The organism is Streptococcus sp. HMSC10E12 (assembly GCF_001807855.1).
Classification (GTDB): Bacteria; Bacillota; Bacilli; order Lactobacillales; family Streptococcaceae; genus Streptococcus; species Streptococcus salivarius.
In genome coordinates, this window is sequence record NZ_KV791087.1 from 161,460 (window position 1) to 180,462 (window position 19,003).

The window sequence follows — 19,003 nt, forward strand, 5'->3', positions numbered from 1 at the left end:
ATGTATTTGAAATCAATTGAAATGCAGGGCTTTAAATCCTTTGCGGATAAGACGCAAGTCGTCTTTGACAAGGGAGTAACAGCCGTTGTAGGTCCAAATGGATCGGGAAAATCAAATATTACAGAGAGTCTACGCTGGGCTTTGGGAGAATCCTCTGCCAAGAGTTTGCGTGGGGGCAAGATGCCTGATGTTATTTTTGCAGGTACAGAGGTTCGTAAGGCACTCAACTATGCAGAAGTGGCAGTTACTCTTGATAATAGTGATGGCTTTATCGTGGGTGCTGGTGAAACCATTCGTGTGGAGCGTCACATTTATCGAAACGGTGACAATGATTATTTGATTGACGGTCGTAAGGTTCGTCTACGTGATATTCATGACCTTTTCATGGACACAGGTTTAGGGCGTGATTCTTTTTCCATTATTTCCCAAGGTCGTGTTGAGGCTATTTTTAATGCTAAACCCGAAGAGCGCCGCGCTATTTTCGAAGAAGCTGCTGGCGTTCTTAAATATAAAACACGTAAGAAGGAGACCGAAAGCAAGCTTAATCAAACTCAAGATAATCTTGATCGTTTGGAAGATATCATCTACGAGCTAGATGGTCAGGTTAAACCACTTGAAAAGCAAGCAGCTACAGCCAAACGTTATTTGGAATTAGATGAGGAACGTAGACAGACTCAGCTTAATCTTTTGGTCCACGATATTGAAGTTGGTAAATCCGACTTGAGCCAGACCCAAGAGGATTTGGCAGCGGTAAAGGAAAAATTAACCAGCTATTATGAGGAACGCCATCGCCTAGAGACTGAGAACCAGGAGCTCAAACAGAAACGACATCAAATTTCAGAACAAATTTCTTCTGACCAACAAACCTTGGTGGATGTCACACGTCTTATTAGTGACTTTGAGCGTCAAATTGATCTTTATACCATGGAGAGTCAGCAGCGTTCAGAGAAAAAAGAGGAAACAGAAGCTCGTCTCAGTGAGTTAGAGCATTTGAAAGAAGAAGCTCAGGCAGCACTCGATAAGGTTAATCAAGGCCAAGTTGAATTGAATGCTGAGTTGGATAGCCTTGCCAAGGAGCTGATTGCTATTCAAAAAGAACTGGAGCAATTTTCTGATGACCCGGATACGCTTATTGAACGTTTACGTGAGGACTATGTTGGTCTGATGCAGGAGGAAGCCAAGGTTTCCAACAGTTTGACTCAGGTTACCCACGACATGGATAGTCAGACCCAAGCATTGGAAGCTCAAGCTGAAGAATATAAACAAGCTCAGGCAGACTTGCTCTCCGCTCAGGAAATAGCTAGCGAAGCCCAAAAAGCTTATCAAGCAGCCAAAGAGAGTCTTCAAAGCCTCCTAGCTAACTACAAAGAAAAGGCTCAGGCTTATCAAGCTATTGATAAGGACTATCAAGAGGCTCAAAAGCAGATGTTTGACCTCATGGATCACCTTAAGAGTAAAGATGCCCGTCGTCAAAGTTTAGAGTCTATTCAAAAAAATCATTCTAATTTCTATGCAGGGGTTAAGGCTGTCCTTCAAAACGCCCAATCCATTCAAGGAATTATTGGTGCAGTTAGTGAACACTTGACTTTTGATACGCGTTATCAGACGGCTCTTGAAATTGCTATGGGAGCTAGTGGGCAAAATATTATTGTGGAGGACGAAGCGGCTGCTAAGCGTTCGATTGACTACTTGAAGCGCAATCGTCAGGGGCGTGCAACTTTCTTGCCGTTGACAACCATCAAACCACGTCAACTTAATGGACAATTTGCTCAAAGTCTTGCCAATGCACCAGGTTTTATTGGTATGGCTTCCGATTTGGTTACCTATGAGAACCGCTTATCTAATATTTTCCAAAACCTCCTAGGGGTAACAGCAATCTTTAATACCATTGACAATGCTAATAAGGCAGCTCGAGCGGTTCGTTTCCAAGTGCGTATGGTTACTCTTGACGGGTCTGAGATCCGTCCCGGTGGTGCCTTTGCTGGTGGTACCAACAAACAAAATAATAATCTCTTCATCAAGCCTGAACTGGATGCATTGACTGCTGAAATTAACCAGATTAAGGCTCAATTAAGTGATAGTGAAGCTAAAGTTGAAGCCCTCAAAATCAAACGTAAGGCTTTACAGAAAGAACTAGAAGACCTTAAGGTAGATGGTGAAAATGCTCGTCTGCAAGAGCAAAAACTAGACCTAGAACACCAACAAGCCTTGTCAGAGGTGGAGAAAAATCAAACCCTAGTGGATAGTTTCAAACAGGATTCTCAGGGAACTGATGGGGCAAATCTTCAAGATAAGGCTGAACAACTTAAAGCAGAGTTAGCACAAATTGCTTCCAAGCGTGAGGCCATTAACGACCGTATTGAGGCTATTAAGGAAGACAAAGATGCTCTTGGTCAACAAAAACAAGTTCTTTTAGACAAGCAATCTGAACTTCAGTTGAAGGAACGCGACCTACAGGCAGAATTACGTTTTGCTAAGACAGAAAGTAATCGTATTCAAGCCGACTTGTCTGAGTTAATGAAGGAATCGGATAGTCTTAAAGCGCTCCTTAATAATCAGGTCAATGATGACCAAACTGACCGCCTTCCGCATTTGCAAGCACAGCATAAAGAAGCTGTTCAACGTAAGGACGATTTGGAACAAGCTCTTGTCCGTGCCAAGATTCAGGTGCAAGATTACGAAGGTCAGTTGGAAGACTTGGAGGAGCGTTTGGCTAAAGCTGGTAATCGTAACGAGGACTTGATTCGTCAGCAGACTCGTTTGGAAGAACGTGAAAGTCAGATTAGTCAATCGCTTCGTAAGTTTGCGACTCAGTTGGCTGAAGATTACCAGATGACACTTGAAGTCGCCAAAGGTCAGGCCAGCCCTCTTGACAATGTCGAACAAACACGCCAGAACCTGCAAGGTCTTGAGCGTTCGATTAAAGCTTTGGGTCCGGTCAATGTAGATGCTATTGCCCAGTTTGAAGAGGTTAAGCAACGTCTTGATTTCTTGAACGGACAAAAGGATGATTTGCTCGAAGCTAAGAGCCTCCTTCTGAATACCATAAATGACATGGATGATGAAGTGAAATCACGCTTTAAAGCAACCTTTGAGGCTATCCGAGAAAGCTTTAAACAGACCTTTACCCAGATGTTTGGTGGAGGTTCAGCAGACTTGATTTTGACCTCAGACAATCTCCTAGAGGCTGGGGTAGAAATTTCTGTGCAGCCACCAGGTAAGAAAATTCAATCACTTAACCTTATGTCTGGTGGTGAGAAGGCCTTGTCAGCTCTTGCCCTTCTCTTTGCCATCATTCGTGTTAAAACCATTCCATTTGTTATCCTTGACGAAGTAGAAGCGGCTTTGGATGAAGCCAATGTTAAACGCTTCGGTGACTACCTTAATCGTTTTGACAAGTCCAGTCAATTTATTGTAGTTACCCACCGTAAGGGAACGATGTCTGCGGCAGACTCTATTTATGGGGTAACCATGCAGGAATCAGGTGTCTCGAAAATCGTCTCGGTCAAACTGAAAGACCTTGATTTAGACTAAAAATAGATTATATTTTCATGAAAGATAGTTGATAGCTTTATCACTATCTTTTTTCATAGTCTCAAAAAATTTGCGAAGACTTTCAGAAAATAATTAAGTTTGCGCTTTCAAAATTACGCAATCGATTGCGTAAAATGGCATAACAGAGGCTATGATTAGGATTTTAGGGTTTATGAGAGAGAGGGTGACTTGTCATTTTGCACTGACATGTTACAATATTTAAGGAAATGTCATATGGGGATATGGTGTTTTGAAGTTAGTTATAGTGTATGTGTTAAGATACGATTTTCTGGACACATTTAGACTTCGCGTATACAAGTCTAAGAAGTCTTCTTTCGAGCGAAAAATCCAGGCTGGGAAACCTGGATTTTTCTTTGTCTTTTATAGTTTATTGGTCATCTTTCTCAGCTTGAGATTTGGCTTGTTTGATACCAGCATTGACCAAGCCCTGCATGATAGCCCCAAAAAGGATAGCTTCAAAAATGCCTGATAGCATATTATGGATTGAGAATAATTCTGTCAAATAGTCTTTATTGTCAACTAAGAAGTGAACTAGGGGCATGCCTAAGAACATGCTAATCCCAAAGGATAAACCTGACTTAAGCCCCACGTGCTTAAGTTGTTTTTTCTCTTTCTCAGTCAGTTCTTCCTCGTCAAAAGCATTAACAGCACTTATCTTTAACTTATAAGTAAGGATGCTGCTAACTAACAGAATGATAATCAAGAGGAGGATAGGATAAATACGAGCTACAAGTTCGGGATACTTAAAGCCTATAAGAAAGGCAATACAATTACCACAAAGTAAGGTAAAGAAAAGAACTACGAAAGCTATGTTACCCATTCGATCAACCTGTTGGCGCTTTTGTTCATCTAAAGGACCTGTGATACCATAAAAACGTTTAATTAGTTTGTCAGTGAAAGTTTCTTTAATCATGATTTACCTCTTTCTATCTTATATCTCTATTCGGAATTTCCATCCCAAAAGAGACTGTTAAGATCCGTATCCAGTGCTTTAGCTAGATTAAGACAAAGCTCTAGTGTTGGGTTATATTTGTTATTTTCAATCATATTAATAGTCTGTCGAGAAACACCAATAGATTTTGCGAGTTCTAATTGCGAAAGCCCCATATTCTTTCTAAATTCCCTGACATGATTCATAATGGACCTCCTTCTGAAAGACAAGCTAATGTGTTGCTGTAAGTCGCAATTTATTAATTATGTCAACTTTATCTGACATAATTGTAGCATGTTTATATAGGTGTGTCAATTATCTTAGACATATTTTCCATTTTGGCATTAACTAAAGGATTCTTTGTCAGCTCTTGAAAGCTTTTTGTTTTTTTGGTAAAATTGATAGTAATTGAATAGAAGTCGTAGAGACTAGTAACCTTATGGAAATTGACAGGGATTGGAGGTCATGGACTGGAAGCCTCCTCAAGGGAAGTTCGGCGAATTCACTCATGAAAACGACTGACGAATCAAGGTCTGGGTAACCAGATAAAAAACGGATGGTACCGCGTGTCAACGCTCCGGGTTGGAGTTTTGGCATGTGGTTTTTTGTTTGCGATTCGAAATTGTTACATCAGAAAGGAATCTCATGGATTTACAAACACAATTGCAAGAGTTGAAAACATCAACGCAGGCTAAATTGGCTGAAATGCGTGGTGAACACTCTAAAGAATTACAAGAATTGCGTGTTGCAGTTTTGGGTAAAAAAGGCTCTTTGACGGATCTTTTGAAGGGGCTTAAAGACCTTCCTAATGAAGAACGCCCTAAAGTTGGTAAAATGGTCAACGAAGTTCGTGACGTTTTGACTGAAGCTTTTGACGAAGCCGCTAAAGTTGTTGAAGCTGCTAAAATTCAAGCACAACTTGACTCTGAAAGTCTTGACGTAACCCTTCCTGGACGCCAAGTCAAACTCGGTAATCGTCATATTCTTAGCCAAACAGCTGAAGAAATCGAAGACATTTTCTTGGGGATGGGCTTCCAAATCGTTGATGGTTTTGAAGTTGAGACTGACTATTATAACTTTGAACGTATGAACTTGCCTAAGGATCACCCAGCCCGTGACATGCAAGATACCTTCTATATTACGGAAGAAATTTTGCTTCGTACACACACAAGTCCTGTCCAAGCTCGTACACTTGATAAACACGATTTTTCTAAAGGTCCACTTAAGATGATCTCACCAGGACGTGTTTTCCGTCGTGATACAGATGATGCGACTCACAGTCACCAGTTCCACCAAATCGAAGGTTTGGTCGTTGGTAAAAACATCTCAATGGGTGATCTTAAGGGAACGCTTGAAATGATTATCCAAAAAATGTTTGGTGCAGAACGTCAAATCCGTTTGCGTCCATCTTACTTCCCATTCACTGAGCCTTCAGTTGAAGTTGACGTGTCATGCTTTAAGTGTGGTGGTAAAGGATGTAACGTATGTAAGAAGACAGGTTGGATCGAGATCCTCGGTGCTGGTATGGTTCACCCACAAGTGCTTGAGATGTCAGGCGTTGATTCTGAAGAATACTCAGGTTTCGCCTTCGGTCTTGGTCAAGAACGTATTGCCATGCTTCGTTATGGTATCAACGATATTCGTGGTTTCTACCAAGGGGATGTTCGCTTCTCAGAACAGTTTAAATAAGGTTTAGGAGGTTGTCATGTCAGTCGTTATTCGTAAGGTTCTTCCGGAAGAAGTAGCAGAATTAAAAGTTATCTCCGAAGATACCTTTAGAGAGACTTTTGCTCATGATAATACCGAAGCCCAGTTGCAAGGTTACTTTGACACTGCACTTTCTGAGGAAGTCCTCTTAGATGAAATCACTCATGAAGAATCGCGTTACTTTTTCATTCTCGTTGATGGTGAAAAGGCAGGTTTTCTAAGACTAATGTAGGTTCTGCTCAAACAGAGCAGCACTTGGATAATGCCTTTCAAATTCAACGTATTTATATCAGTCAGGCCTTCCAAGGCATGGGCTTGGGTAAGCAACTCTTTGAGTTTGCCTTACAAGAAGCTCGTGATCTAGGTTGTGATTGGGCCTGGTTGGGTGTTTGGGAAAGGAATTTCAAAGCACAGATATTTTACGATAAATATGGCTTCGAAAAATTCGCAGAACACGATTTTCCAGTTGGTGATGGTAAAGTTGACCGCGACTGGTTGCTTAAATTAAAACTATAAACCTATTATTAAGTTGATTGAGAGGATTTTATAAGGCGATTAAACGTGTAGGTTCGTCTTCCTCTTATATCAGATATACATATTCCTAAATTACAGAAAGGATTTGAACCCGCCCTAAGCTCTGGGCAAAAAAGATAAAGTCACCTAGGTGCTGATGCACCAACGTTGCCTTTCCTATTTTTGCTGAGAGCTATTAACGGGCTTGGTATCATAATTATGCTAGTTAGTTATAAATGGTTAAAAGAGTTGGTTGATGTGGATGTTACCACTGCTGAACTCGCTGAAAAAATGTCGACGACAGGTATTGAAGTGGAAGGTGTTGAGACACCTGCTGAGGGCTTGTCAAAATTGGTTGTTGGTCATGTCTTGTCATGTGAAGATGTGCCTGACACACACTTGCACTTGTGTCAAGTAGATACTGGAGATGCAGAAGGTCCACGTCAAATTGTTTGTGGTGCTCCAAATGTCACTGCTGGTATCAAGGTAATTGTTGCCATTCCTGGTGCCCGCATTGCGGATAACTACAAGATCAAAAAAGGTAAGATTCGCGGGATGGAATCTCTCGGTATGATCTGTTCTTTGGCAGAACTTGGACTTCCAGATAGCATTATTCCTAAGGAATTTGCGGATGGTATCCAAATTTTGCCAGAAGATGCCGTACCTGGAGATAGCATCTTCCCATATCTTGACCTTGATGATGAAATCATCGAATTGTCAATCACACCTAACCGTGCGGATGCTCTTTCTATGCGTGGTGTGGCACATGAAGTCGCTGCAATCTATGGAAAATCTGTTCACTTCTCAGAAAAAACGGTTACTGAAGACAGCAAACCAGCTTCTGATAAGATTTCAGTAGCCATCGAAAGTGATAAAGTGGCTACTTATGCTAGTCGTGTGGTTGAGAATGTTACTGTTCAACCAAGTCCACAATGGTTGCAAAACCTTCTTATGAATGCTGGTATCCGTCCAATCAATAACGTGGTTGACGTGACAAACTATGTTCTTCTTTACTTTGGACAACCAATGCATGCCTTCGATTTGGATAAATTTGAAGATTCACGTATCGTTGCTCGTGATGCCCGTGATGGGGAAAAATTAGTCACTCTCGATGGTGAAGAACGTGAATTGACTGCTGAAGATATTGTTATTACAGTTGCTGACAAACCAGTTGCCCTCGCAGGTGTTATGGGTGGCGCTTCAACTGAAATTGACAACAATTCTAAAAATGTCGTTCTCGAAGCTGCTGTATTTGATGGAAAATCAGTTCGTAAGACAAGTAGCCGTCTCAACCTTCGTTCAGAATCATCATCACGTTTTGAAAAAGGTATCAATAACGATACTGTCCTTGAAGCACTTGATTTTGCTGCAGCTATGTTGCAAGAATTGGCAAATGGAACGGTTCTTGCAGGCCGTGTTCAAGCGGGATCTGTTGATACAGAGCCAGTTCAAGTTTCTACAAGCCTTGACTACGTAAATGTTCGCCTTGGTACAGAATTGACTTTTGCGGATATTGAAGATGTGTTTGCGAAACTTGGTTTTGCATTGACTGGTGATGCTGATAAATTCACAGTATCTGTACCACGTCGTCGTTGGGATATCAGTATCCAAGCAGACTTGGTTGAGGAAATTGCACGTATCTACGGCTATGAAAAATTGCCTACGACCCTTCCAGAAGCAGCAGGAACAGCCGGTGAGTTGACTGAAACACAAGCACTTCGTCGTAAGGTTCGTACCATTGCTGAAGGTGCTGGATTGACGGAAATCATCTCATATGCTTTGACTACACCTGAAAAAGCTATTGAATTTGCTGTGACACCTACTAACTTGACTGAGTTGATGTGGCCAATGACTGTTGACCGTTCAGCCCTCCGTCAGAACATGGTCTCTGGTATGCTTGATACCGTTGCTTACAATGTTAACCGTAAGAATAGTAACGTTGCCATTTACGAAATCGGTAAGGTCTTTGAACAAAATGGTAATCCAAAAGAGGAATTGCCAAATGAAATCAATACCTTTGCTTTTGCCATTTCTGGTCTTGTAGCTGAAAAAGATTTCCAAACCAAAGCAACGCCAGTTGATTTCTTCTACGCTAAAGGTATCGTTGAAGCTCTCTTCGATAAACTTGAAGTTTCAGTTGACTATGTACCGACAAAAGACCTAGCAAGCATGCACCCAGGTCGTACAGCTGCTATTGTCCTTGATGGTCAGACTATTGGATTCCTTGGTCAAGTTCACCCACAAACTGCTAAAAACTACGGTATTCCAGAAACTTATGTGGCTGAAATTAACCTTAGTGCTGTTGAAGCTGCCTTGCAACCAGAGCAACCATTTGTCGAAATCACAAAATTCCCTGCAGTATCACGTGATATCGCCCTTCTTCTTAAGGCAGAAATCACACATCAAGAAGTTCTTGATGCTATCTACTCTGCAGGAGTCAAACGCTTGGTTGACGTTAAACTCTTTGACGTTTACGCAGGTGAAAAACTTGGTGCTGGTATGAAATCAATGGCTTATAGCCTTACATTCCAAAATCCAAATGACAACCTCACAGACGAAGAAGTTGCCAAATACATGGAAAAAATCACCAAAGCTCTTACTGAGAAAGTCGAAGCAGAGGTTCGTTAATAGTTAAAAAATCCATCTGAGAAGATGGATTTTTAAGTGACTAGACTATATTACAAAAAGGAGTTAATTTGTTTTTAGAGTTTTTTGATGGGATATTAGGACATTACACTTTTGAATCTGATAAAGTCAATGTTCTGATTGATGGTTTACCCAGTTTTGCTTATCCCTTGGGGCAAGTAATATTTGTATTATTAGTCTACAGGTTACTCGTTCATCAATATTTTAAAAAATTTTTAACCATGTCACCTCAGGATATTTGGGCTTGGCATAAAGAAACGTTCCGCAAAACTAAATTATCTTTCATTGTCATTCCAATAGTTTATTTGTTCGTTTTCGGAATGACCTATGTTTTAGTTGATGATGTTTTGGCTACCGTCACTATTTACAAAGACTATAGAGGCCCTATAGCTAAAACCATTGATGGTCAAGTTGAACAAATAGATATTAGTCATGTTGGGACAAAAACGAGTAGTGCTAGGATTAATGCTCACTTTGTAAGCTCTGACGGGCAGACTTATGACATTCACCTGATAAATGGTGATAAGAGAATCGCTAATTATATGCGGCATCATAAGTCAGAGTCCTACACGGCAACCCTATCCTTTGATAAACATGGCAAACCAGTTTACATTTCTAAATTCTGGGAATAAGCAGTCTGGATAGCTCTTTCAGGGATTTGCACTTGACAAATATGTAAATTCTCTGCATAATAAAAGAAAAAGCCATGAAAAGAGGGTAGCCATGCAAATTATTAAACGTAATGGTCAAGTTGCTGAATTTGATCCTGATAAAATTTACCAAGCCATCTTAAAAGCAGCACAGACTGTGTATGTTCTTGATGATACTTGGCGCCAAAACCTTGCTCAAGTTACGAAAAAAGTAGTGCTTGATCTTCAAGATGCTCAGGTGGAACGCCCAACCATTAACATGATTCAGTCATTGGTTGAAAATCGTCTCATGGAAGCAGGCTTTATTAATATTGCTGAGCATTATATTTCATACCGTTTGCAACGAGATTTGGAGCGTAACGGTTATGGTGACAAGGTCATTGTCCACCTACGCTTTGAGCAGACTAAATAAGAAAAGCCATCAAGCGATGGCTTTTTTTGTGTCTAATTGTCACTTTGTCTTTTTTAAAAGTTTTATAAAGGATTCCAGTTCCTGTCCATGACCTACTTGCAGATAAGTTTCAGAAGTTGGTCTAATAAAGGAGGATTCTAAAAAGCGAATCTGCTTGTGGGCTTTGAATTTTTCGAGTGAAAACTCCTTAGGAAGTTGCCAAGTCACATGTCTAGGAGAAATCTGATAAGGAATGCTAACCTTAGATTTGTCAATGATTGCTTGACTTTTAGCCATGTTTTGTTGAAAGAGGTCACCAAGTTTCTTAATGTTTTTTTGGAACATGCCATTTTCGAGATAAACGGAAAGTGCTTTTTGCATGATGAGATTGGTATCATAGTCAATAAGTCCCTTGTGGCTCAAAAAGGTAGGCTTAAGATTAGGAGGTAAGACAAGGCTACCTAGACGTAAACCTGGAAAAAGAGCCATGGAAAAGGATTTGATGTAGATGGTCTGATTTTGGGTGTCATAGTAGTGAATCGGGAGATTTTTACTATCGCTAAAGTCTCCCATATAGTCATCCTCGACGATATAAACGTTATACTGATTGGCAAGTTGGGCTAGCTTTTCTTTTTCACTGGCAGAATAGCTTAATCCAAGAGGGTTGGAGTAACGACTGATGGTATAGAAGAACTTAATCTGTCCAGATGTAAAGTACTCTTCCAAGCGGTCAAAATCTAAACCATCAAAACCACGGTTAATCGTCTCGTAAGCTAGATTCTGACGGTTGACGAGCTGGTTCATGCGATGATAGGTGGGTTGTTCTAAGAGAATTTTGTAGCCCCCATTACCAAAATCCATCTGTGACAGGATGTAGAGGGCCTGTTGGCTTCCTGAGGTTATGACAATCTGATCCGAATTGACATAAATATCGTCAGCTATTAATCGACTCTTTAGGGCTTCAAGCAAATCTTTGAGTCCGGCCTGTTCATGATAATAGTTGAAGAGGTAGTCCTGATGCCCCGCCAAACTTTCATCCAAACAAAGCTTAAAATCCTCGTAGGCCAATTGATTGTAGTCGTTAAGGTTGAGAAGAACCTTATTATCGACTTCGTTGCGACCTTCAAGGACGTAATAGCCACTTTTGGGTACGGCGTAAATATAGTTTTGATACTTGAGTTCTAAGAGTGCTCTTTGAGCTGTATCCTTACTACAGGCATAAGTCTGGCTTAGTTGACGAATAGAGGGGAGCTTACTCCCTTTTTCCAAAGTACCATTTTGGATATCTTTGATGATGGTCTCGACAATATCTTGATAAATACTCATAACTGACCCCTTACAGATTTTTCCTTATTGTACCCTACTTGTCCTCTGAGAGCAAGATGTCTGGAGACATTTGACAAGATTATTAGATTTTGACATAATAAAAAGGTTATTAGGAAATACTAAATTTCCATCCCAAACAAGTTTAAGGAGATTGTAAGAATGACTTTTAAGAAAATCTTAGGACTTCTGGCTCTTGCATGCTTAACCATTATCGGTTTGTCAGCTTGCACACCAGAGAAAGAGCCTACTTGGACCTACGATAAAAACAAAATGCTATTTACAGGACAAGATGCTAGTGTACAAGTTCTTTCTGCAACTAAAATCGAATCACCAGAAGGTCAAAAAGCTGTACGCGTTCACTATAAACTTAGCAACTCAAGTAAAGAAACTATGAATGCCTACACTCTTTTGATGAAGGTGGTCCTTGATGTGAAACAAGAAAAGGAAGAAGTTAAGGTTGCTACTATTGTCTTTTCTAAAGATGATGACCGAGATAAAATTGCAAATAAGACCAAGATTGCTCCTAAGGAAGTTAAAGAAATCGTTGTTGACTATGCCGTTGCAGATTTTGATCATGATCTTAGCATTGATTTCTCTGATTACGGTACTGAGGCAAACGCGACTGCCAAGCTTTCACTACAAAATCTTGAAAAGGCACCTGTCAAATACTTTGATAAAAAAGCTCAATAAGTCTTATCACCACATGAATCTGTGGTGTTTTTTATTGCCTTAAATCTGTACCCATACAGTAACGAAAATACTATCTTGTTTAATCGTCAGAATTTTCATAAACTTATACTATATTTATTGACTAAGGAGTTTTAGCTATGTCAGCGAAACGTTTAACCATTTCTGCATTTTTCATGGCACTTGTTATTATTTTGAGCTCGAGTCTCTTATCTATTCCAGTGCCAGGAGGTCATTTCTATTTTAACGGGATTATTATTTTCCTAGTTGGTTTAATTTTCCCACCTACAGAAGCAGTTATTATTGCCGGAGTAGGTTCTTTTATTGGAGATTTTCTTTTTTACCCTCTTCCTATGTGGGTAACTCTAGTAACACACAGCCTTCAAGTTCTCGCTATTGCACTCATTGTTGGAGGACGCTTAGGAAAATTGAGCAAGTCTAGGGCAGCTTTAGGTCTCTTGATTGGGGCTATTATTGACTTAGTCGGATATGGCTTAGGAAGGGCCTTTATCTATGGTACGCCTGCCTATGCTATTATGAAGATTCCTTTTGACATTGTAGCTGCTATTCTTGGTTTAGGAGTCGCCTACTACATTTATTTCCATACAGGTTTTGTTAAACAGTTTAAAAAGACCTGGGAAGGAAAATAGATGACCAAAGTAATTGTTGCCAATGACCTGGTTGGTCTAGGTAAGGTTGCTTTAACTAGTAGCCTCCCTATCATGTCAGCTTGTCAAACTGAAGTCCTTCCTTTACCAACAGTTCTTTTATCTTCGCATACAGGAGAGTTTGAAAATATCTATGTACGGGATCTTACGGATGACCTAAAGGGATTTTGTAAGCAGTGGGAGCACTTGGATTTTATAGTAGATGGCCTTGTGAGTGGTTATTTTAAGTCAGAAGAAGCACTAAAATGTGTAGGTCAATTGGCTCGCGATAAACAGATAGCTCTATTTGTTGACCCTATTATGGGTGACAATGGTCGTCTCTATCAAGGATTTGATAGAAACTATGTAGAAGCCATGAAAGCTTTCTGTCAACAAGCAGATGTCATCATTCCTAATCTGACAGAAGCTGCCTTTTTGACGGATACTCCCTATCTTGAAGAAGGTTCCTATGATGATGCCACTATTGAAAAGCTTCTGAGAGAGTTGACCAAGCTTGGACCTAGAAAAGTTATTTTGACAGGTATCTCATTTGAGACAGATAAAATTGGGTTGGCTTATTTTGATAAAGAGACTAATCGAACGATTTATCGCATGCAAAAACGTTATCGCTATCATTTTTATGGAAGCGGCGATTTACTAACGGCAATCTTATCAGCAGGTTACTTTTATAATCTTGATATACTAAAGGTTTGTGATTTAGCCTTGGATGTCATGGATAGGGTTCTCTCGTCAACACTGTCCTCTGGTCGTCCTTTAAAATATGGTCTTTGCTATGAGCCCCATATCGGTTATTTATTCAGTGGTTTTAATGCCCTATTGGAGGAGAAAAATGAAAAATGATAAAACACGTGAATTAGTTGAATTAAGTTTGTATGCAGCTTTAATTATTGTGAGTGTACAGTTTATTCGTATTCCTTTTGGACCTCAATTTGTCCATCTGGGAAATGCCCTAGTTGTGATTGCTGTTTTGATTTTCGGTGCCAGAAAAGGTGCGCTAGTCGCAACAGTAGGGTTAGGGCTATTTGATATTTTCAATGGCTATGCTGCTGAGGTTTGGATTACTATTTTAGAATCTTTGATTGTTTGTTATGTTCTCTATCTTGTTTTTGAAAAGCTTCTAAAATCAAATGACAAAATGGCTAACATCATAATCATTGGAGTCATAGCGGCAGTAACCAAAATTATTTTGAATTTTGTTAAGTATACGATTATTAATAGTGTTGTTGCGGCTTTACCACTCAATGCAGCTATGGTATTGGCACTTACTAAAATTGGTGGAACCTTTGGAACATCAGTAGTGACGATCATTGCGGTCCCTCTCCTCTATCCTGTCTTCAAACGTATTTTACAGAGAAACTAAAGATTTAGCAGGTTAGTCCTGCTTTTTCTTTTTAATTTTCCAGAAGCAGAGGTCCAAATTTTCACTAAAAAATGGTAAAATAGTAAAGTTAATGTCAAGAAAGGAAAGGGCTGAAGGAAGGTTCAGTCCAGATATGCTATGTCTATTTTAGAAGTCAAAAATCTTAGTCACGGATTTGGTGACCGTGCCATTTTTGAAAATGTTTCATTCCGATTGCTCAAAGGTGAGCATATCGGTCTTGTTGGTGCTAACGGTGAAGGAAAATCAACCTTTATGTCTATCGTTACTGGAAAATTGCAACCTGATGAAGGTAAGGTGGAATGGTCTAAGTATGTGACAGCGGGTTACTTGGATCAGCATGCTGTTCTTGAAAAGGGAATGACCGTACGTGATGTCCTTCGGACGGCTTTCGATGAGCTTTTTAAGACTGAGGAGCGAATCAATGAGATTTACATGTCTATGGCTGATGAGGGTGCTGATGTCGATGCTCTGATGGAAGAAGTAGGTGAGCTTCAGGATCGATTGGAGACTCGTGATTTCTATACCCTAGATGCTAAGATTGATGAGGTTGCTCGTGCCTTGGGTGTTATGGATTTTGGTATGGATACAGATGTAACGGATCTTTCAGGTGGTCAACGTACCAAAATTCTCTTGGCTAAATTATTGCTTGAAAAACCAGATATCTTGCTCCTTGATGAGCCAACAAACTATTTGGATGCTGAACACATCGCCTGGCTTAAACGCTATCTCCAAGAGTATGAGAATGCTTTTGTTCTTATTTCGCACGATATTCCGTTCCTAAACGATGTGATTAACATTGTCTATCATGTTGAAAATCAAGACTTGGTTCGCTATGCAGGTGATTATGACAATTTCCAGTCTGTCTATGCTATGAAGAAAGCTCAATTAGAAGCTGCCTATGAACGTCAGCAAAAGGAAATTGCAGACCTTCAAGATTTCGTTAACCGAAACAAGGCACGTGTTGCTACTCGAAATATGGCCATGTCTCGTCAGAAGAAATTGGATAAGATGGAAATTATTGAGTTGCAGGCTGAGAAGCCAAAACCTGAATTCCATTTCAAGGAAAGTCGTACACCTGGACGTTTTATTTTCCAAACCAAAGACCTCGTTATTGGTTACGACCGCCCTTTGACCAAGGCTCCTTTGAATCTAACCTTCGAACGTAATCAAAAAGTAGCTATCGTGGGTGCCAATGGTATCGGTAAGACTACTTTGCTTAAGAGCTTGCTTGGTATTATTCAACCACTCGAAGGAGAAGTTGAAAAAGGTGACTTTATTGACCTAGGTTACTTCGAGCAAGAAGCAGAAGGGTCACGTCAGACGCCTCTTAAAGCGGTTTGGGATGCCTTCCCAGCCTTAAATCAAGCTGAGGTCCGTGCGGCTCTAGCCAAATGCGGATTAACCTCTAAGCATATTGAAAGCCAAATTCAAGTGCTTTCTGGTGGGGAACAGGCTAAAGTTCGCTTCTGTCTCCTTATGAATCGTGAAAATAATGTTCTTGTTCTGGATGAACCTACCAACCACTTGGATGTTGACGCCAAGGATGAATTGAAGCGTGCCCTTCAGGCCTTCAAGGGCAGTATCCTTATGGTATGTCACGAACCAGAATTTTATGAAGGTTGGACAGACGTTTGGGATTTTAATGAGTTAGTATAGAGATAAAAGAGTGTTGACATTCTCTAAAGAGAAAGTTCCTCACTCTTTTTTATATTTTAAAGCAAAGTAGACTTACTACGATTTGATAAGAGAGATGGTATTGAGGAAGGTAGCGTCGTAAAGCGATTTTCTACATATTTTGACGTATCCTATTTGGGTTTTAGAGCACAGAAACTTAATTTGTTCAAAAAGTAACAAAGTCTGAGCATAAAAGGTGTAACCGTTTTCTGATTATGGTAGAATTGAATAGTAAACTATTATCAAAAGAAAGTTGGATAAACTTATGTCAAAAATCGTAGTTGTTGGTGCTAACCACGCTGGTACTTTTAGTATCAATACTATTCTCGATAATTACGGAGACCAAAATGAAGTAGTTGTTTTCGACCAAAACTCTAACATTTCATTCTTGGGTTGTGGTATGGCTCTTTGGATTGGTAATCAAATCTCAGGTTCTGATGGCCTTTTCTATGCCACCAAAGAAGGCCTTGAAAGCAAGGGTGCAAAAGTTTATATGAACTCACCAGTTGAGTCTATTGACTTTGACGGTAAAACTGTTACAGCCCTTGTTGATGGTAAAGAACATGTTGAATCATATGACAAATTGATTTTGGCTACTGGTTCACAACCAATTTTGCCTCCAATCGAAGGTGCTGAGATTAAAGAAGGTAGCCGTACTTTCGAAGCTACACTTGAAAACCTTCAATTCGTTAAACTTTTCCAAAATGCTCAAGAAGTTATTGATAAGTTGAACGACAAATCTCAAGATATCAAACGTGTAGCGGTTGTAGGTGCTGGTTACATTGGTGTTGAATTGGCTGAAGCTTTCCAACGTCACGGTAAAGAAGTTATCCTTATCGACGTTGTTGATACATGTTTGGCAGGTTATTACGACCATGACTTGACTGAACTTATGGCTAAAAATATGGAAAGCCACGGTATTAAATTGGCATTTGGTGAAACTGTTAAGGCAGTTGAAGGTGACACTAAAGTTGAACGTATCGTCACTGATAAAAATACTTACGATGTCGACATGGTTGTCCTTGCAGTAGGTTTCCGTCCTAACACAGCTCTTGGTGCTGGTAAATTGGAAACATTCCGTAATGGGGCTTACCTTGTTAATAAGAAACAAGAAACATCAATCCAAGACGTTTATGCAGTTGGTGACTGTGCTACCGTTTATGACAATGCCCTTGAAGATGTGAACTACATTGCCTTGGCTTCAAACGCTGTTCGCTCAGGTATTGTCGGTGGTCATAATGCCGGTGGTGGCGATGTTGAATCAAACGGTGTTCAAGGATCAAATGGTATTTCAATCTATGGTTTGAACATGGTATCTACTGGTTTGACAGAAGAAAAAGCAAAACGCTTTGGTTTCAATCCAGCAGTAGTAGAATCAACAGATCTTCAAAAAGCTGCCTTCATGGAAGATGAAAATGAAGACGTTACAATCAAGATTGTCTATGACAAAGATACACGTAAAGTTCTTGGTGCTCAAATGGTATCACGTATGGACATCTCTATGGGAATCCACATGTTCTCATTGGCTATCCAAGAAGGTGTAACTATCGATCGTCTTCAATTGCTTGATTTGTTCTTCTTGCCACACTTTAACCAACCGCTTAGCTATATTGCTAAAGCAGCTATCTCAGCTAAATAATCTGAAACAGCTAATTCAACTGAATTAGCTGTTTTTTCTTTTTTGAAATACGAAAAAAGCCTCCTAGTGGAGACTTTTATTTAACTAATGTCAAATTAGTTTTTTGAAGCTTCTTGGAAGTCTGGGTTTTTCCATGCTTCATCAATGATAGCTTGCAATTCATCAGCAGAAGCTTTCATTTTTTGTTGTTCAGCATCGTTCAATGGGATGTTCACTGGACGCACGATACCGTGTGCACCTACGATAGCAGGTTGACCGATAAAGACGTTGCTTACACCATATTGACCTTCTTGGAATACAGACAATGGAAGTACTGCATTTTCATCGTCAAGAATAGCTTTAGTGATACGTGCAAGAGCTACGGCGATACCATAGTATGTAGCACCTTTTTTGTTGATGATTGTGTAAGCGGCATCACGAACACCTTCGAACAATTCAACCAATTCAGCTTCTTGAACGTTTTCTTTATCTTTAAGGAATTCTTCAAGGTTTACACCGGCGATGTTAGCGTGTGACCAAACGGCAAATTCTGAGTCACCGTGTTCACCCATGATGTAGGCGTGAACTGAACGAGCGTCAACGTCAAGTTTTTCAGCAAGTGCTTGACGGAAACGAGCTGAGTCAAGTGAAGTACCTGAACCGATAACGCGTTCTTTAGGGAATCCTGAGAATTTCCATGTTGAGTAAGTCAATACGTCAACTGGGTTAGCTGCTACAAGGAAGATTCCTTTGAAGCCTGATTCAACAACTTGAGTAACGATAGATTTGTTGATAGCGAGGTTTTTACCAACAAGATCAAGACGAGTTTCACCTGGTTTTTGTGGAGCACCAGCAGTGATAACTACAAGGTCAGCATCCGCACAGTCTTCGTATTTAGCTGCGTAGATTTTTTTAGGTGAAGTGAAAGCAAGCGCGTGGCTAAGGTCAAGCGCATCACCAACAGCTTTTTCGAACAATTGTGGAATTTCGATGATACCAAGTTCTTGAGCGATACCTTGGTTTACAAGTGCGAAAGCGTAAGATGAACCTACGGCACCGTCACCAACGAGGATGACTTTTTTGTGTTGTTTAGTTGCAGTCATGGGCTAAACATCTCCTTATTTTTTAATTGGGTTACCCCGTACACTGCTTATTCTACCACTTTAAGTGATGGATGTCACGAAATATTAAGTAAATAATAGATGAAAGCGTTTTACCTAACTGAAAAATAAAGCGTTTTATGGTATAATATTATA

Annotated in this window: 15 protein-coding genes and 1 pseudogene; 12 read left to right on the top strand and 4 right to left on the bottom strand. The window is 40.1% G+C overall.

All coding sequences use genetic code 11. The features are described 5' to 3' along the window. Positions 1-3,534, top strand: a complete 3,534-nt coding sequence (gene smc, locus HMPREF3112_RS03940) for a chromosome segregation protein SMC (protein WP_070438240.1) — start codon at positions 1-3, stop codon at positions 3,532-3,534. Between the two features lie 388 nt (positions 3,535-3,922). Here smc and HMPREF3112_RS03945 read toward each other — a convergent pair whose 3' ends face one another. Both HMPREF3112_RS03945 and HMPREF3112_RS03950 read right to left on the bottom strand, forming a co-directional pair. Beyond that, complete coding sequence (locus tag HMPREF3112_RS03945; RefSeq protein WP_070438242.1) at positions 3,923-4,468, bottom strand: DUF3278 domain-containing protein; 546 nt, start codon at positions 4,466-4,468, stop codon at positions 3,923-3,925. A 26-nt stretch (positions 4,469-4,494) separates the two neighbouring features. Beyond that, a complete protein-coding gene (locus tag HMPREF3112_RS03950) occupies positions 4,495-4,692 on the bottom strand; it encodes a helix-turn-helix transcriptional regulator (RefSeq protein ID WP_004182348.1) in 198 nt (65 codons plus the stop codon). 439 nt (positions 4,693-5,131) lie between these two features. Between HMPREF3112_RS03950 and pheS the strand changes: the two genes are divergently transcribed. The 5 genes and pseudogenes from pheS (at position 5,132) to HMPREF3112_RS03975 (ending at position 10,414) form a co-directional block, all read left to right on the top strand. Further along, complete coding sequence (pheS, locus tag HMPREF3112_RS03955) at positions 5,132-6,175, top strand: phenylalanine--tRNA ligase subunit alpha (protein ID WP_004182138.1); 1,044 nt, start codon at positions 5,132-5,134, stop codon at positions 6,173-6,175. 16 nt (positions 6,176-6,191) lie between these two features. Further along, positions 6,192-6,709: pseudogene (locus HMPREF3112_RS03960) on the top strand (GNAT family N-acetyltransferase). A gap of 216 nt (positions 6,710-6,925) precedes the next feature. Beyond that, complete coding sequence (gene pheT / locus HMPREF3112_RS03965) at positions 6,926-9,334, top strand: phenylalanine--tRNA ligase subunit beta (RefSeq protein WP_070438245.1); 2,409 nt, start codon at positions 6,926-6,928, stop codon at positions 9,332-9,334. Positions 9,335-9,402: 68 nt separating this feature from the next. Next, positions 9,403-9,984: a hypothetical protein gene (locus HMPREF3112_RS03970; RefSeq protein ID WP_070438248.1), complete on the top strand. Its 582-nt coding sequence runs from the start codon at positions 9,403-9,405 to the stop codon at positions 9,982-9,984. A 91-nt stretch (positions 9,985-10,075) separates the two neighbouring features. Then, positions 10,076-10,414 (top strand): ATP cone domain-containing protein, encoded by a 339-nt coding sequence (locus HMPREF3112_RS03975; protein WP_002891184.1) that lies wholly within the window; start codon positions 10,076-10,078, stop codon positions 10,412-10,414. Between the two features lie 39 nt (positions 10,415-10,453). Here HMPREF3112_RS03975 and HMPREF3112_RS03980 read toward each other — a convergent pair whose 3' ends face one another. Next, on the bottom strand, positions 10,454-11,719 hold the full coding sequence (locus HMPREF3112_RS03980; RefSeq protein WP_070438251.1) for an aminotransferase-like domain-containing protein: 1,266 nt from the start codon (positions 11,717-11,719) through the stop codon (positions 10,454-10,456). Positions 11,720-11,878: 159 nt separating this feature from the next. Here HMPREF3112_RS03980 and HMPREF3112_RS03985 point away from each other — a divergent pair, with 159 nt between their 5' ends. The 6 genes from HMPREF3112_RS03985 to nox all read left to right on the top strand — a co-directional run bounded on the left by HMPREF3112_RS03985 (position 11,879) and on the right by nox (position 17,768). Beyond that, entirely contained in the window at positions 11,879-12,409 is a 531-nt protein-coding gene (locus HMPREF3112_RS03985; RefSeq protein WP_070438254.1) for a DUF5067 domain-containing protein, read from the top strand. A 137-nt stretch (positions 12,410-12,546) separates the two neighbouring features. Continuing rightward, positions 12,547-13,056 (top strand): ECF transporter S component, encoded by a 510-nt coding sequence (locus tag HMPREF3112_RS03990; RefSeq protein ID WP_002891181.1) that lies wholly within the window; start codon positions 12,547-12,549, stop codon positions 13,054-13,056. Then, on the top strand, positions 13,057-13,914 hold the full coding sequence (locus HMPREF3112_RS03995) for a pyridoxamine kinase (protein ID WP_070438257.1): 858 nt from the start codon (positions 13,057-13,059) through the stop codon (positions 13,912-13,914). Then, positions 13,904-14,434 carry an ECF transporter S component gene (locus HMPREF3112_RS04000; protein WP_014634628.1) on the top strand — a complete coding sequence of 177 codons (531 nt, stop codon included), beginning with the start codon at positions 13,904-13,906 and terminating at the stop codon, positions 14,432-14,434. Before HMPREF3112_RS03995 ends, HMPREF3112_RS04000 begins: the two co-directional genes overlap by 11 nt. Positions 14,435-14,572: 138 nt before the next feature. After that, complete coding sequence (locus HMPREF3112_RS04005) at positions 14,573-16,111, top strand: ABC-F family ATP-binding cassette domain-containing protein (RefSeq protein ID WP_070438260.1); 1,539 nt, start codon at positions 14,573-14,575, stop codon at positions 16,109-16,111. 283 nt (positions 16,112-16,394) lie between these two features. Continuing rightward, complete coding sequence (gene nox / locus HMPREF3112_RS04010; RefSeq protein ID WP_070438270.1) at positions 16,395-17,768, top strand: H2O-forming NADH oxidase; 1,374 nt, start codon at positions 16,395-16,397, stop codon at positions 17,766-17,768. Positions 17,769-17,863: 95 nt separating this feature from the next. Here the strand turns inward: nox and HMPREF3112_RS04015 are convergent, their stop codons facing one another. Continuing rightward, positions 17,864-18,850, bottom strand: coding sequence for an L-lactate dehydrogenase (locus tag HMPREF3112_RS04015; protein WP_004182038.1), 987 nt, complete (start codon positions 18,848-18,850; stop codon positions 17,864-17,866). Positions 18,851-19,003: the final 153 nt, after the last annotated feature.

Excerpts from the sequence above, each read along its gene's own strand:
- nox (WP_070438270.1), top strand. The coding sequence starts at position 16,395 with ATGTCAAAAATCGTAGTTGTTGGTGCTAACCACGCTGGTACTTTTAGT.
- HMPREF3112_RS03945 (WP_070438242.1), bottom strand. The coding sequence starts at position 4,468 with ATGATTAAAGAAACTTTCACTGACAAACTAATTAAACGTTTTTATGGT.
- HMPREF3112_RS03980 (WP_070438251.1), bottom strand. The coding sequence starts at position 11,719 with ATGAGTATTTATCAAGATATTGTCGAGACCATCATCAAAGATATCCAA.
- HMPREF3112_RS04005 (WP_070438260.1), top strand. The coding sequence starts at position 14,573 with ATGTCTATTTTAGAAGTCAAAAATCTTAGTCACGGATTTGGTGACCGT.
- HMPREF3112_RS03950 (WP_004182348.1), bottom strand. The coding sequence starts at position 4,692 with ATGAATCATGTCAGGGAATTTAGAAAGAATATGGGGCTTTCGCAATTA.
- smc (WP_070438240.1), top strand. The coding sequence starts at position 1 with ATGTATTTGAAATCAATTGAAATGCAGGGCTTTAAATCCTTTGCGGAT.
- HMPREF3112_RS03990 (WP_002891181.1), top strand. The coding sequence starts at position 12,547 with ATGTCAGCGAAACGTTTAACCATTTCTGCATTTTTCATGGCACTTGTT.
- pheT (WP_070438245.1), top strand. The coding sequence starts at position 6,926 with ATGCTAGTTAGTTATAAATGGTTAAAAGAGTTGGTTGATGTGGATGTT.
- HMPREF3112_RS04015 (WP_004182038.1), bottom strand. The coding sequence starts at position 18,850 with ATGACTGCAACTAAACAACACAAAAAAGTCATCCTCGTTGGTGACGGT.
- HMPREF3112_RS04000 (WP_014634628.1), top strand. The coding sequence starts at position 13,904 with ATGAAAAATGATAAAACACGTGAATTAGTTGAATTAAGTTTGTATGCA.
- HMPREF3112_RS03975 (WP_002891184.1), top strand. The coding sequence starts at position 10,076 with ATGCAAATTATTAAACGTAATGGTCAAGTTGCTGAATTTGATCCTGAT.
- pheS (WP_004182138.1), top strand. The coding sequence starts at position 5,132 with ATGGATTTACAAACACAATTGCAAGAGTTGAAAACATCAACGCAGGCT.
- HMPREF3112_RS03985 (WP_070438254.1), top strand. The coding sequence starts at position 11,879 with ATGACTTTTAAGAAAATCTTAGGACTTCTGGCTCTTGCATGCTTAACC.
- HMPREF3112_RS03995 (WP_070438257.1), top strand. The coding sequence starts at position 13,057 with ATGACCAAAGTAATTGTTGCCAATGACCTGGTTGGTCTAGGTAAGGTT.